This window comes from Thiospirochaeta perfilievii, from assembly GCF_008329945.1.
Lineage (GTDB): Bacteria > Spirochaetota > Spirochaetia > DSM-2461 > DSM-2461 > Thiospirochaeta > Thiospirochaeta perfilievii.
In genome coordinates this window covers 3,311,881-3,326,404 of sequence record NZ_CP035807.1, presented here as the reverse complement: position 1 = coordinate 3,326,404, position 14,524 = coordinate 3,311,881, and the positions used below count along the sequence as shown (strand labels likewise).

Sequence of the window (14,524 nt, the reverse complement as noted above, 5' to 3'; positions counted from 1 at the left end):
CCCCCCCAGTAGGTGAAATTAATATCTATCTAATTTATCCTTATTAGTTTGAACCTTGGGAGTTGCCTGCTCACTAGATTCTTCAATATTATTACTTTTTAATTTATCTGAAAAAAACTGAAAAAAAGATGTTTGTGGTACATTATCACTGGAGAGATTTAAGGAAATCATATCCCTTGTCTCCTTATCAGTAATCTCTGCTATCGGGTTAATACTGTTATCTGTAGCTCCAATTAAAAAAACCTGATTACCAACCTCAACTAAATGTAAGGCTGTTGTTCCCTTTAAAGCCTTTGTTGATATAACATGTATTAAATCATTATCTAATCCTACCCTATTACCACCAACTTTTTTTATTACCTTAAGAACAAAGTAAAGAGCAGCTATAACTAGTATTAATACAAAAACTACGACTAAGTAGTCCCTTACCCCCACGGTATTATTACCTAATTCAGGGGTATTATTCGCATTCTCAGTTAAGCTTAACTTAGTCTCATCAACTTCATCTCTTTTTGTTTCATTACCCTCTTGAGAGAAGATAGTAAAATTTATTGAGAATAGAAATATCACTATTAATGTTCTAATTCTCAACGGATTTAGCTCCCGCAGATACAATTTCAGTAACCCTTACACCAAAGTTCTCGTCAATAACAACAACCTCCCCTCTGGCTATTAAGTTTTTATTTACAAGAATATCAACCGGTTCCCCAGCTAACTTATCTAACTCGATAATTGTACCTTCACCAATACCTAGAATCTCCTTGATTTGCCACTTAGTCCTACCAAGTTCAACGGTAAGCTCCATGGAAACATCCATTAATAGGCCGATATTTCTACTATCTATACCACTTAGATCAACTTGATTTAGATTTGGATATTGAACACCTTGAACATTCTGCTGCTGATACATAGGTTGTTGATACATACCTCCACCCATCATCTGTGGATTTTGACCCATTCCCATCTGATTTTGTTGGTTCTGTCCCATATTCATCTGCTGGTTTTGTCCCATCCCCATATTCATCTGTTGGTTTTGCCCCATATTCATAGGTTGCTGCTGTTGCTGTTGCTGCTGTTGTGGTTGTTGCTGTTGATTACCCATATAGGAAGGAGCTTGGGGGATATCCTGGGGAAGAAAGTTTAAAGCTGTAACAATTGATGAATCAAAAATTTCATAAAACTTAACAGTTCCATCCCCTTCGATATTTAGAATTAATTCAATTGATACAAAATCGCCATCTGGGAATCTAACCATCGCCTTTGGAACTTTTTGAGCCTCTGGAGCTGATGGAGAGACATTTTTTTTAGCCTCCCTCTCTATTGATGTTAAAAGAGTTCCAGTTATTTGAGAAATCGCTTCACCAATAGATGCAAGTGCCATCGCATCAAGTTCTAATCCATCTTGCCCAGACATTAATCCTGCAATTTTTAAGGCATCATCTTTTTCTGTTATATATAGATGCTCTCCTGGAGCCTCTCCACTGTAATCCAGTTTTATCTCTACCATTTCATCTGGCAGTTTAGATAAAAGTGAACTTTTATTTGTAATATCTGCAGAACCTAGAGAGAGTTTTACACTTTTCCCTAACATTCCAGATAGCGTATTTGAAATTGATTCTTTAGTTTTATCTATTAAAGAGAGAACATTATCCTTATCCGCCTCTGTTATATTAGGAGTAGATGAATCATCTAATGAATCACTGCCTCCTTGGAATAATAATGCATCTATTTCATCTTGCGATAGTGAACCGTCACTCATCATTCGTCAATATCCTCCCCTGTTAACTCTTCAAATTCTTCTGGTGTAATATCTTCTAGTTTTTCAGTAACCTGTACTGCAACAGAGTTACCAACCATTCCTGGCCTACACTTAAATTTGGCCTTATTACCAATTTTTAAGATCATAGGATCTCCAATCTTTACATTTGGTAGTCGTATGGTATCCCCAGGCTGTATTGATATTACATCCCTTACAGGTAGTTCCATACTACCTATTTCGGCAGAAAGTAGAACATCTATAACAGAAAGTGACTCTTTTAATATGTTTAAATTTTCCGTAGTGGAACCACGTCTAATTGTTGAATACATAAATTGTGCTGAAAGTTTAGATATAATTGGCTCTAGAGTTAGATATGGAATACAAAAGTTCATCATTCCCTCTACATCCTCTATTCTAGTCTCTAGTGTTACTAAAATAACCATCTCCGTTGGTGGAACTATTTGAGCAAACTGAGGATTAGTCTCAATATTACCAAGCCTTGGTCTTAAATCTATTACCTGGGACCATGCCTCCCGAAGGTTACCTAAAATTCTTACGATTATACTCTCAATAACTGATTGCTCAATATCACTTAACTCACGGTTAACCTTAGAGTTCTCCCCAGGGCCACCAAAAAGTCTATCAATCATTGAAAATGTAATAGCTGGATCTATCTCTAAAATTGCTGAACCCTTTAAAGGGTCCATATTAATTAGAGCCAGAGCTGTAGTTGATGGGATAGATCGTATAAACTCTTCATATGTTAACTGGTCTACAGAGGCAACATGTACATTTACCAATGACCTTAACATTGCAGATAGAGAAGTAGTTGTATGCCTAGCAAATGCATCATGCATAACCGAAACTGTTCTTATCTGATCCTTTGAGAATTTATCAGGACGTTTAAAATCATAAATCTTTATGTTTTTTCTATCTGTGATCTGTTTTGTATCTTCACCTTCAACATCCCCGGCTGAAATAACCGTCAATAATTGGTCTATCTCATCCTGGGAAAGAACTTCTGTCATCTACTATCCAACCTTAATAAGCAAATATATCTTTTTTTGTAAAAACAACAGTCTCAATAGGACCATTGGTTAAAATTCTATTTATTTTCTCTTTTAACTGAAGTTTTAAAAATTCCTCATTCTCGTAGGATAACTCTTCAGCCTTTTTACTATTAAAATAACTTCTAATCAGATCCACAATTGCTGGTAATCTTAAGGTTATCTCAGTTGAAAGAGCTTCTTTTATACTCTCAGGATAACCTAAATCTAACTCTATAATAAAGGATTGAGGAACTTTATCCGCAGTTCTACCCCGTATTTGAGGCATATTAGATCCATAAAAAACCATTATTGGAGGTTTTGCGTTGTACTCTTCAGATACTTGGGCAAAACTTTGGGACTGATTACCCCTATCTATAACCTTAATTGTTATAACAACTACAGTAACAATAAATATTGTACCACAAATTATACCTACAACCCATGTTAATATTTTTACAAGACCACTTTTGGACTTACTACCAGCAGATGGAACACCACCACCAGCATCAAAACCATCATCACCTTCTATAGCGTTTGATAACTCTTCTTCATCAGACATAAACTACACCTATCATATTTTTTTACAATATCAGAAAAATTCACATAATGCAAATAGATAAAACTATTTACCTTATAAATGTCCATCGGCTAAAACAACTATTTCAACCCTTCTATTATATGCATCCCCTTCTGGAGTTCCACTTGTATCCACAGGAACTGTATCAGCAAAAGATGCTGTACTAAATTGACTCTCATCGGAACCAAATTCTACTAAATATTTTAATACATTATTACTTCTTGCACTAGCTAATTCCCAGTTACTTGGCCATTTACCATTTGGATCAACAGCCCCTGAATCTGTATGTCCCTCTATTCTAAACTTTCTATCGCTTAATAGGGAACTACTTAGAAGATCTGCTGCTTTTTTCAAAGTCTCCCTGGATCTCTCTATATCAACCTCTGCACTAGCAGGTCTAAAAAAGGAATCCCCTGCAAGGGATATAACTAACCCTCTCTCATCCTCTTTAATCATAACTTGTTTAGATTTAATTTCAGGAGAGAATAGACTTACTGCACTCTGCCTAGCCTTATCTAATCCACGACCCTTTGCTGTTGATGGTAGGGTCATTACAGAGTTACCTAGTTCAGCTAAGTTTCCAACCTCTAGGGTATTACCACCTTCTAGGGGACCTAAACCTGTAAAAGATGCCAAAATCAGCTCTAATCTTGCACCATCTATAGCTTCAGGGTTCATTAAAATAACAAAGAAACACATTAAAAGTGTTACCATGTCCCCATATGTTGCAAGCCAAGCTGGAGCTCCATCTTCACATTTGGGGCATTTTTTTTGTTCAGGATCAGCCATATATTACTCCTCTCCGCCACCACCTGCCGGTCTCTCGTCTGGGGCAAGGAATGTATATAGTTTTTGCTCTAGAATTCTTGGGTTATCCCCTGCTTGAATTGATAAAATCCCTTCAACCATAATCTCTTTAACTAACATCTCATCCTGATGTTTATCTTCTAGTTTTTTCTGTATAGGAATAAGAAATAAGTTGGCTAAAATTGAACCGTAAAATGTTGTAATTAAGGCAACACCCATATTTTTACCAACAGAGGATATATCCTCAAGATTCGCCATCATACCAATTAGACCAATAAGAGTACCGATCATACCAAATGCTGGACCTAAAGTTCCCCAGTTTCCAAAAAAATCGATCCCCTTTTGGTGACGACTCTCTATTTTATCAAGGTCACTATATAAAACCGATTTAATTACATCAGGGTCTGATCCATCAACAACAAGTCGCATTCCTCCTCGTAAAAAGTCATCTTCTACATCATTTAAAGCATCATCTAGACTTAGTAAACCCTCTTTTCTGGCACTTTCGGAAAATGCTACAAGTTGGGATATAATCTCCTCTTTATTAAAAACCTGCATATTAAAAAATACACCAAAAAGTTTTCCTAAAGCTGTTATTCGGCTTATAGGGCTCATTGCAAGCATACCTGCAAATGAACCACCTACAACAATAACTAGAGAAGGGGCATCCCAATAAAGAACAAGGGCATTACCACCAAATAAAATACCCCATAATATAAGACCCATTCCAAGAACAAATCCACCAATTGAAGCTAAATCCATCTATCTATTCCTCATTTTTAAAAGCACCAATTTCTCGACGGTACTCAACTATTCTTCTATATATTTCCTCATAACTCTCTGCTACTACAAGTTTTTTACCACTTAACATCATAATAACCGTATCAGGTTTTGACTGTATATACTCAATTTGGTGAGGATTTAAATACATAACCTCACCTTTTTTCCCAAGAAACGTTACTTCAATCACTTAAACTATCTCTTTAGAGTCAGAAGTTCCTGTAACATCTGATCTGAAGTTGTAATTGTTTTACTATTAGCCTGGAAACCTCTTTGAGTTACGATCATATCGGTAAACTCTCCGGCTAAGTCAACATTACTCATCTCAAGGGCACCTGATATAAACTTACCCTTACCGGCTATACCACTAGGACCAATGTTTGCATCCCCTGAGTTATTTGATACTACAAAGTTTGTCTCCCCAGCCTTCTCTAAACCACCAGGATTTGTAAATGTAGCCAGTGCTACCTGACCTAAAACCCTATTTGTTCCGTTAGAATAAACTCCGGTAATATTACCACTCTGGTCTATTTGAAAGTTTTCTAAATAACCCATTGAGTATCCATCCTGGGCAAAAGCCTTTGTAGAACTAGATGAACCATATTGGGTAATTGATGATGTATTACTACCTACTTCACCAAGGTTTAAGTTAAAAGTTTGGGTTTGGAAACCCTCTACCGCTGTATCAACATTTGATCCTTGAACATCATAAGTAATCTGAACATTTAGATCTCCTGTATTAATTCCACCATTTATATCATCCCCTGAAAATGCTCTTTGCAGTGTTCCAAAGTTATCAAACTGTAGTCTAAACTGATCACCATCTGCTTCAGCACCACCAATTGAAATTCTTGCATTTGAACCTGCAGCACTCTCAGCATCAATTGTTGCTGTAGCTATCCACTGGTTATTAAAATCAGGATCTTTAACAAAGTCAACTCGTAACTTATGTTTCTCTCCAAAGGAGTCATATACATCCTTTGTTACAGTCCATGTCCCCTCAGCTATCTCTGCAGCCGATGCATTTTCTGGTATTACAGGTGTTGTTTTTTGTAAGTTACAAGCATACTCAACCTCAGTTGTAGCCCTAGCGGCATCCTTACCACCTATAGGTATATATAAATCCCCTGGATCAGAGGCAGTATTTACAATGGTTTGACCATCAATAATCTCTGCTGACCATCCTTGAACCTTAAGACCTGATGCAGGATTTACAAATGTTCCATCCTTATCAACACCAAAGGCTCCAGCCCGTGTATATAACTCTTTATCACCATTTTTTAAAACAAAGAATCCCTCACCCTGGATTGCAAGATCTTCCCTTACCCCTGTAGTCTGTAAAGACCCCTGGGTATGTATTGTATCAATAGAAGCAACAGACATTCCAAGACCTACCTGTTTAGGGTTAACCCCACCTAACTCTTCTGTAGGTTTAGCAGCTCCAGACATATTTTGAGAAACCATATCTTGAAATGTTACTCGTCCCTTTTTAAAACCAATTGTGTTTACATTTGCAATGTTATTACCTAAAACATCCATCTTTACTTGATGGTTTTGTAAACCTGATACTCCTGAATATAATGAACGCATCATAAGCTAATCTCTCCTTACTCTGTTACTTTTTCTAAACTTGAATAGTCATATAATCTATTGTTAACCTGTATCTGTGGATATGCACCACTAGTTACAGCTTCTACTCTACCTGTTATATTGTTTCCACCTAAATCTGTTAAAGAAACATTTTTACCTAACAAGGATACAGCCTGATTACTTGCCAGATTATTTGAAACTTTTTCAAATTGTGTATTTAAATTATTCATCTGTTCTAGGGATGAAAACTGTGCCATTTGAGATATAAACTCTTTATCTTCCATTGGCTTTGTTGGATCCTGATTCTGAAGTTGGGTTATTAAAATTTTTAAAAACTCATCCTTACCCATATCTTGACTTTTTACTTTGCCATCATTAAGTACTTTATTAAAGTTATTTACTTCACTTGTAACCTTTGCATACTCAGCACCTGACATATTTACATTACTCACAACAACGCCCTCCTAAGCTGTTAGATTGATTCCAGAAGTAGCAGAACCATACCTGATAACATTTCCACTTTGATCAATCTTTTTTAATCTATCACTAAAATATTGCTTGTTCTCTTTTTTATTATCCTTAGAACCTTCACCCTTATCATTTAATGAAAGCTCTAAATTAGCAGAATCGTACCCCTGGTCCTCTAAGGCCTTTGATAAATGAGCCATATTCTCCTGAAAAATTTCCCTAACACTATTATTTTCGACAACTATTTGTCCTGCTAAACTATTTTGTTTCAAATTAAGATTAATTTTCACTTCACCAAGGGATTCCGGCTTTAAAATAAGTTTTATTTCCCCTACATTGTTATCCTTTAAAATGAACCTGCTCTGCTTAACTATTGAGTCATTACCAAAATCTTTTAACTGTTGTTTTAGAATCTGGGTCGCCTCTTTCATTACAGGAGCTTGAGTTTTACCTCCATCTCCCTCGGCAGTTACTTCCTTTGAGCCAAGGGTTATAGTACTGTTTTCATCAGAGCTTGACTCTTCAAACTTAACTTCACTATTTTTAACCTCAACATCCTGATTTTTTATATTTTTTTTATTATCAACAACATCATCAAATTTTTTGTTTGTTCTTAAATCAGTAATTTTACTCTTATTACCTTCAGTTTTTTTATCACTATCTTTATTACTCTTTTTATCTAAAATCTCTTTTTTACTTTTCGTATCAAGATTAAGGGATATCTCAGGCTTATTTTCCGTTTTACCATTTTTTAGACTATCTATTTTATTATCATTATCGTTATCATTATTATCAGTATCAAAGGGTGTACTATTTTTATTAGTATCAACACTCTCATTTTTTCCCTCTACAACCGTACTTCCAGCAATAGATTGGGAATCAACGTCCTTGTCCCTTTTTTTAAGATTTACTTCGCTATCTATTTTTTTATCTTCTGTTTTATTTTTTACTACCTCTTTTTTGTTAGTAGTAGAATTTTTAATATTTTTAAGTTTTTCAACACCATCTGTTAGCTGTTTCTTTTTCTTCTCACTACTTTTATCTAACTTAGAGTTTATTTCGTCACTATTTAAAACAAGTCTCTTTTTAACTAGTTTATTAGCTTCTTTATCTTTAGGACTTTTTTTATCATCTTGGGCAGAGAGTTTTTCTTCTAACTCTTTAGCAAAATTTGATTTCTCTACAACTTTACCCTCTTTAGAGTTATTGGTCTCTTTAGGATCAATAATTTTATTAGGTTTTTCTAAACTCTTATTCTCAAGTTGTTTTTTATTATCTATCTCTTTAGGTTTTATCTCCCTAGCAACAGACATTGACATCATTCTCATGAATTATCCCCTTGTTCTTTTATTAGTATCGAAAGATTTTTAATTCTCATGAGTAAAACTATTATTTTCTGATATAAAATTGGTGGAGATGAGATATTAAACGCCCTAGCCCTTCTTAATAGGATTTCAAGCGAAGTAAAAGATAGCTCAAAGATATAGTTGGGAAACTAGATAAGGATAATAGTGTTTTAGATAGGACAACAAAGGCCCTACAGGAACAAATAAAACAGTTTAAAACTAATTAAAAAAAAGTAAAAACTCCGTTTAAATATTAAACGGAGTAATATAATGTTTTTAGAACTCTGTATGGAAAGTCCTATTTATTACGTCGTACTGTTGCTCCCTTGTTAGTTTTACAAAGTTTACAGCATAACCTGAAACCCTTACAGTTAATTGAGGATACTGCTCAGGATGATCCATCGCATCTAATAACATCTCTCTCTCAAGAACATTAACATTTATATGGTGCCCATCCTGCCTAACATAACCGTCTAATATTCTTGTTAAATTATTAACCTGCTCGTCCCTAGTTTTTCCAAGGGAAGAAGGGGAAGCACTAAATGTATAGGATATACCATCTTCTGCAAACTCATATGGTAGTTTAGCAACTGAAGCCATAGAAGCTATAGCACCACTACTATCCCTTCCATGCATAGGGTTAGCTCCAGGAGCAAATGGTTCCCCCTTTTTTCTCCCACATGGTGTATCACCAGTTTTTTTACCATAAACAACATTAGACGTAATTGTTAAAATGGACTGGGTTAATTTAGAGTTTCTATATGCACTGTTCTCCTGTAGTTTATGCATAAATCTTTCAACTAAATCAGTTGCTATAGAGTCTACCCTATTATCATCGTTACCAAATTTTGGAAAATCACCCTCTGTTTCGTATGAGACAGCATTACCATCCTCATTTCTAATAACCTTTACCTTTGCGTATTTTATTGCAGATAGGGAGTCTGCAACTACTGATAGACCAGCTATTCCACAGGCCATTGTTCTATGAATCTCTAGATCATGAAGTGCCATTTGCACACTCTCATATGCGTATTTATCATGCATATAATGTATAATATTAAGAGCATCTACATAGATATGGGCAATCCAACTCATAAAGTTATCAAACTTTTCCATAACCTCATCATAATCTAGGTACTCAGAAGTAATAGGTTCAAACCTTGGTCCAACTTGGATACCACTAAGTTCATCTTTTCCACCATTTATAGCATATAAAAGTGTTTTAGCAAGGTTACATCTAGCACCAAAAAACTGCATCTGCTTACCTGTTCTCATTGCAGATACACAGCAGGCAATAGAGTAATCATCACCAAACTCTTTTCTCATTAAAAAGTCTGACTCATACTGAATAGCACTTGTATCAATAGAGACCTTAGCACAATAATTCTTCCAATTCTGGGGACTTCTTGTTGACCATAACACTGTTAAGTTTGGCTCTGGAGATGGTCCTAAATTATATAAAGTGTGTAAAATCCTATAGGATGATTTTGTAACTAAGCTTCTACCATCACATGACATTCCACCAATAGCCTCTGTAACCCAAATTGGATCTCCACTAAAAAGTTCATCATAGGATGGTGTTCTTAAAAAACGAACCATTCGTAGTTTCATTACAAAATGATCCATAATCTCCTGGGCTTCCACCTCTGTAATAGTGCCCTCTTTTAAATCACGCTCTATATATATATCTAAAAAGGAGGACACACGACCAAGACTCATCGCCGCCCCATTTTGCTCCTTAATAGCAGCTAAATAGCCAAAATAAACCCATTGAAATGCTTCCAATGTATTTTGTGCTGGTTTAGAGATATCATAACCATAACTTTTGGCCATAACTTTTATCTCTGCGAGACTTTTTAACTGATCTGTTAACTCCTCTCTATTTCTAATTGACTCTTCGTTAACACCCTTCCCATCTAGGGATAGTTTTTGATTCTTTTTATCTTCAATTAAGTAGTCCAGTCCATAAAGAGCAATTCTTCTATAATCTCCAATTATTCTACCACGACCATACCCATCTGGAAGACCAGTAATAATACCTGATTTTCTAGCAGCTCTAATTTCAGAGTTATATGCAGAAAATACTCCATCATTATGGGTTCGTCTATATTTAGTAAATATTTCACTAACACTTGGGTTTAAATCGTAACCATAAGCCTTACATGAGTTTTCTACCACTCTAATTCCACCATATGGCATAATTGATCTTTTGAGGGGTTTATCAGTCTGTAGACCTACTATTTTCTCTAAACCCTTATCTATATAACCAGCATTGTGGGAACTTATAGTAGATATAGTATCAACATCTATCTCTAAAGGACCCCCCGCTTTAATCTCTTGTTTAAAAAGTTCTGAAACTTTTTCCCATAGTTTCTTAGTACTCTCTGTTGGAGACTCTAAAAATGATTCATCACCATTATAAGAAGTAATATTTGACATTATAAAACTCTGTAAATTAATGCCCTCACTCCATCGACCACTTTTAAATCCTCGCCATTCATTATCAAAGAAGTTCATTTTTTATCTCCCAAATATTCGTATATCTAATAATAATTACTACTACTAAACGTATCAAGTCCTTACTATTAAAATGATTAAAACAAATTATAAATTAAAAGTAAACATTTCTATTGACCTTAACAATATAATTTGCTAAATTAGCATCGTTCACAAGTTGTAAAGCGCGCCTGTCGTATAATGGCTATTACCCCAGCCTTCCAAGCTGATGACGTCGGTTCGATTCCGATCAGGCGCTTACTATTACAACTTAAAAGAAAAGCGCGCCTGTCGTATAATGGCTATTACCCCAGCCTTCCAAGCTGATGACGTCGGTTCGATTCCGATCAGGCGCTTTTTCAAATAAAACTAAGCGCGCCTGTCGTATAATGGCTATTACCCCAGCCTTCCAAGCTGATGACGTCGGTTCGATTCCGATCAGGCGCTTTTCAAATAAAACTTAACGCGCCTGTCGTATAATGGCTATTACCCCAGCCTTCCAAGCTGATGACGTCGGTTCGATTCCGATCAGGCGCTTAATTTTTTCCTTTTTTATATACCCAATCACCTTCTATTAGACTATAATTCATTTTATGAAGAAAAACAGTTGTAAATATTTAGGTTCAGCTCTACCTCTAGGAGCGACAATAACAAATGAAGGTATTAATTTTTCAATTTTTTCCAGAAATGCAAAATCAGTAGTTCTAAATTTTTTCAAACATGAAAAAGATAACATTCCTTCACAAAGTTATACTTTAGATCCAATTAAAAATAAGACAGGTGATATATGGCATATTTTTATTAAAGGAGTTAGTCATGGAACTCTATACCTATACCAAATGGATGGCCAGTGGGATCCGGATAACGGCTTACTATATGATAAAAATAATTATTTAATAGACCCATACACTAAAGCCCTTACAGATAATTTTATTTGGGATCTCCATGGAAACGGTACCATGCCTAAATCTATTGCGATATGTCACGGAGATTTTAACTGGGAAGATGATAAACCACTAAATATTCCTATGAAAAACTCAGTAATATATGAGGCACATGTTGCGGGATTAACAAAAAACGGTAACTTTAAATACCCAGGAACATATATGGGTGTTTTAGAACTTATACCCTATTTTAAAGATCTAGGAATAACTACTATAGAGTTTCTACCAATCTTTGCTTTTGACTCATTTGAAGGGTCTAGAAAACACCCTAAAACTGGAAAAACTCTTGAAAACTACTGGGGATATAGTACTAGTGCTTTTTTCGCCCCCAAGGGGATGTATGCCCATAATAATAGTGGAGGAAACCAAGTAACCGAGTTTAAACAGATGGTTAAAGAACTTCATAAAAATGGTATAGAAGTGGTTCTAGATGTTGTATTCAACCATACAGGAGAAGGAAACCAAGATGGTCCTATATACTCCTTTAAAGGAATAGAGAACTCTCTCTACTATATGCTAGAAAGGGATAAAAGAAATTACAAAAACTACTCTGGTTGTGGTAATACATTTAATTGTAATAATCCTATAGTTAGTGACTTTATAATTGACTGCCTAAGGTACTGGGTAACAGAAATGCATGTTGATGGTTTTAGATTTGATCTAGCATCAATTTTAGCTAGGGACGAAAATGGCCAACTTAACGAGAACGCGACTATTATTAGAAGAATAGGTGATGATCCTGTACTGCGAAACACTAAGCTAATTGCAGAACCATGGGATGCTGCTGGAGCCCATCAAACAGGGAATTTCTCCAACCAGAGATGGGCTGAGTGGAATGATAGATACAGGGATGATATTAGACAGTTTTGGAGGGGGGACTCAAGCTACTTTAAAAGAGCAGCAACTAGAATTGCAGGTAGTTCTGATATGTTTTCCCACTCAAATAAAAAACCATTTCATAGTATAAATTTCATTACTGCCCACGACGGTTTTACCCTTATGGATTTAATGAGCTACTCTAATAAAAACAACTTTGATAACGGGGAAGATAACAGAGATGGTTCTAATAATAACTTAAGCCATAACTGTGGTATTGAGGGATATACAGATGACCCTATCGTAACGAAATTAAGGGTAAAGCAGATTAAAAACCACCTTGCAACCTTACTTATTTCCCAGGGGACACCTATGATACTAGGGGGAGATGAGATAGGAAGAACAAAGGGTGGAAACAACAATACATACTGCCAAAACAACGAAATATCTTGGTTTGATTGGAAAAATTCTAATGAAGAGATTCTAAGATTTACAAAAATTATGATTAATTTTAGAAAAAGACACCCCGCATTTCAAAGACCTGATTTTTATACAGGATTAGATATAAGTAATAACTCCCTTGCAGACATTACATGGTACACCTATACAGGCCATGAAATGAACTGGAATGAGGAACATAAATGTCTAGCTTTCATTATTGACGGTTCAAGAAAGGAGATAGCTGCAGAGAAAGATGATAATGATTTTTATGTAATGCTTAACTCTACAAGCCAGAAGATGCAGTTTGTTTTCTCTAATGCACCTAAAAATAAAAAATGGGTTGTTAAAATAGATACGGCTAATAATTCACCCTTAGATATATACCCTAAAGGTGAATTTGGAGATTTACCTACTCAAACCAGTTATACTGTTGATGCTAAATCTCTAGTACTTCTAGAGTCTATTCCTATAGAAGATGGTAATAAGTGATGTAAATCACTTATTACTCTCCTCACCACTGTCTTGGGCTGTTTTATGCTTACTTCGGTCTTCAACTGAGACATGGACTTTTCGTTCATCTCTCCAGGTTAAAACCTTCTCCCTATCTTCAACTTCAATCTCTCTTAATAGGGTAAATGGAACACCAGAACTATTTTTTTTATTATTAATTACTCCAAAACGGCCGCTACCTACATATGCAATTTTCTCTCCGGGTTTAAGATCTTCAGTTTCAGTTAAAGATCTTATAACACAGTCAAAATGGGTAGGTCCCTCACCTTTAAAGTCAATAGCATTACCAACTTCCTTTACACCCTCGTTACAAACAGGACATGTAAAAAGTGCTACAGTATCAGACTTTTTCTTTCTATAACCACCAGACCTCCACGAAGGTCTATGTTTACCCTTATACCTATTACTCTTTTTGTCGTTAGTGTTTTGACTCACTTAATCCCTCTTTCTGCTTAAGAATTCCATTAGTTAGGTCAATTGCTATACGGGATATAGCAATTGATAAGTAACCCTCATCATGGATCATATGCTTAAGCTGCTCTAATTTTACTGGGTCAGTATGTTTCGCAATTTTAATCATGGAAGACCATTCTCCATATATATATTAGTATAGTATTCAAATACAGTCTTGTTACTCTTTAATAAAAGAACATCAAAACGAATAGATGTATATTCACCCTTATAATCTCGTAAGAAAACTGCCGAAGCATTAGTTATTCTTTTCTGTTTCTTACGGTTAATTACGTAAGAAAGGTCAAATGAATCCAACGTATCCCAAGTTTTCACCTCGACAAAGGCTAACTCACCATCCTTATATATAATAATATCGACTTCTCCATACCGACACCTAAAATTTCTTTTAATAATATCATAATTTTTTTTCTTAAGATATTCACAAGCACAACTTTCTCCAGAATATCCCTTTTCATAACTTCCCAAAG

15 protein-coding genes and 4 tRNA genes are annotated in these 14,524 nt (G+C 35.3%); 5 read left to right on the top strand and 14 right to left on the bottom strand.

Going from position 1 to position 14,524, the window contains the following annotated elements:
- Positions 1–18 precede the first annotated feature (18 nt).
- From EW093_RS15440 to pflB, 11 genes are all read right to left on the bottom strand, one after another.
- Complete coding sequence (locus EW093_RS15440; RefSeq protein ID WP_187759743.1) at positions 19–591, bottom strand: flagellar biosynthetic protein FliO; 573 nt, start codon at positions 589–591, stop codon at positions 19–21.
- The gene (gene fliN, locus EW093_RS15435; RefSeq protein WP_246745049.1) at positions 581–1,762 is read right to left on the bottom strand and encodes a flagellar motor switch protein FliN; all 1,182 of its coding nucleotides are present in this window, start codon (positions 1,760–1,762) and stop codon (positions 581–583) included. Before fliN ends, EW093_RS15440 begins: the two co-directional genes overlap by 11 nt.
- Positions 1,759–2,787 carry a flagellar motor switch protein FliM gene (gene fliM, locus EW093_RS15430; RefSeq protein ID WP_149569258.1) on the bottom strand — a complete coding sequence of 343 codons (1,029 nt, stop codon included), beginning with the start codon at positions 2,785–2,787 and terminating at the stop codon, positions 1,759–1,761. The genes fliN and fliM overlap by 4 nt, the downstream gene beginning before the upstream one ends.
- 13 nt (positions 2,788–2,800) lie before the next feature.
- Entirely contained in the window at positions 2,801–3,367 is a 567-nt protein-coding gene (locus EW093_RS15425) for a flagellar basal body-associated FliL family protein (RefSeq protein ID WP_149569257.1), read from the bottom strand.
- A 72-nt stretch (positions 3,368–3,439) separates the two neighbouring features.
- Positions 3,440–4,174, bottom strand: coding sequence for a flagellar motor protein MotB (gene motB / locus EW093_RS15420; RefSeq protein WP_149569256.1), 735 nt, complete (start codon positions 4,172–4,174; stop codon positions 3,440–3,442).
- Between the two features lie 3 nt (positions 4,175–4,177).
- Positions 4,178–4,954: a motility protein A gene (locus tag EW093_RS15415; protein WP_149569255.1), complete on the bottom strand. Its 777-nt coding sequence runs from the start codon at positions 4,952–4,954 to the stop codon at positions 4,178–4,180.
- 4 nt (positions 4,955–4,958) lie between these two features.
- Positions 4,959–5,162, bottom strand: coding sequence for a flagellar FlbD family protein (locus EW093_RS15410; RefSeq protein ID WP_149569254.1), 204 nt, complete (start codon positions 5,160–5,162; stop codon positions 4,959–4,961).
- 5 nt (positions 5,163–5,167) lie between these two features.
- A complete protein-coding gene (gene flgE, locus EW093_RS15405; protein WP_149569253.1) occupies positions 5,168–6,565 on the bottom strand; it encodes a flagellar hook protein FlgE in 1,398 nt (465 codons plus the stop codon).
- 14 nt (positions 6,566–6,579) lie between these two features.
- Positions 6,580–7,014 (bottom strand): flagellar hook assembly protein FlgD, encoded by a 435-nt coding sequence (gene flgD / locus EW093_RS15400; protein ID WP_246745048.1) that lies wholly within the window; start codon positions 7,012–7,014, stop codon positions 6,580–6,582.
- 12 nt (positions 7,015–7,026) lie between these two features.
- On the bottom strand, positions 7,027–8,358 hold the full coding sequence (locus EW093_RS15395; protein ID WP_149569252.1) for a flagellar hook-length control protein FliK: 1,332 nt from the start codon (positions 8,356–8,358) through the stop codon (positions 7,027–7,029).
- A gap of 294 nt (positions 8,359–8,652) precedes the next feature.
- Positions 8,653–10,893: a formate C-acetyltransferase gene (gene pflB / locus EW093_RS15390; protein ID WP_149569251.1), complete on the bottom strand. Its 2,241-nt coding sequence runs from the start codon at positions 10,891–10,893 to the stop codon at positions 8,653–8,655.
- A 166-nt stretch (positions 10,894–11,059) separates the two neighbouring features.
- On the opposite strand from pflB, the gene EW093_RS15385 reads away from it, so the two are divergent.
- From EW093_RS15385 to glgX, 5 genes are all read left to right on the top strand, one after another.
- A tRNA-Gly gene (locus EW093_RS15385) sits at positions 11,060–11,131 on the top strand.
- Between the two features lie 25 nt (positions 11,132–11,156).
- Positions 11,157–11,228 (top strand) — tRNA-Gly (locus EW093_RS15380).
- Between the two features lie 19 nt (positions 11,229–11,247).
- A tRNA-Gly gene (locus EW093_RS15375) sits at positions 11,248–11,319 on the top strand.
- An 18-nt stretch (positions 11,320–11,337) separates the two neighbouring features.
- Positions 11,338–11,409: transfer RNA gene (locus EW093_RS15370), tRNA-Gly, on the top strand.
- 56 nt (positions 11,410–11,465) lie between these two features.
- On the top strand, positions 11,466–13,562 hold the full coding sequence (gene glgX, locus EW093_RS15365) for a glycogen debranching protein GlgX (RefSeq protein ID WP_149569250.1): 2,097 nt from the start codon (positions 11,466–11,468) through the stop codon (positions 13,560–13,562).
- Between the two features lie 6 nt (positions 13,563–13,568).
- Here glgX and EW093_RS15360 read toward each other — a convergent pair whose 3' ends face one another.
- The 3 genes from EW093_RS15360 to EW093_RS15355 are packed head-to-tail and all read right to left on the bottom strand — an operon-like array spanning position 13,569 to position 14,522.
- Entirely contained in the window at positions 13,569–14,018 is a 450-nt protein-coding gene (locus EW093_RS15360) for a hypothetical protein (protein ID WP_149569249.1), read from the bottom strand.
- Positions 14,002–14,163: a hypothetical protein gene (locus EW093_RS17390; protein ID WP_187759742.1), complete on the bottom strand. Its 162-nt coding sequence runs from the start codon at positions 14,161–14,163 to the stop codon at positions 14,002–14,004. Before EW093_RS17390 ends, EW093_RS15360 begins: the two co-directional genes overlap by 17 nt.
- Positions 14,160–14,522 (bottom strand): YraN family protein, encoded by a 363-nt coding sequence (locus EW093_RS15355; RefSeq protein WP_149569248.1) that lies wholly within the window; start codon positions 14,520–14,522, stop codon positions 14,160–14,162. Before EW093_RS15355 ends, EW093_RS17390 begins: the two co-directional genes overlap by 4 nt.
- Positions 14,523–14,524: the final 2 nt, after the last annotated feature.